Here is a 243-nt window from a genome sequence, read left to right on the forward strand (position 1 = left end):
CCACTTGGCTATTGCGCGGGTGTAAGAACATGATCGCATCAAGAGCAGGGACGTCAATTCCTTCAGACAGACACCGAACATTGCTTAAAATCCGACAAACATTTTGACCCGCATCTTCTTTAAGCCAATCCAGTTCCTCATTGCGTTTTTTGACACTTTGCGTTCCGTCAATATGTCTTACTTCACAGTTTAGAAAGGGAACGGTTTGAAGGAAATCATCAATATGAGATTTGATAATTTTAT

The 243-nt window shown here is 40.7% G+C and carries 1 protein-coding gene; it reads right to left on the reverse strand.

The window, feature by feature from the left end; genetic code table 11:
* The coding region (locus tag ACFINF_RS09545) for a helicase-related protein (RefSeq protein ID WP_375620634.1) at positions 1-243 on the reverse strand (243 nt) is incomplete at both ends.

This window comes from Bartonella sp. TS25HLJMH (assembly GCF_042193505.1).
Lineage (GTDB): Bacteria > Pseudomonadota > Alphaproteobacteria > Rhizobiales > Rhizobiaceae > Bartonella > Bartonella grahamii.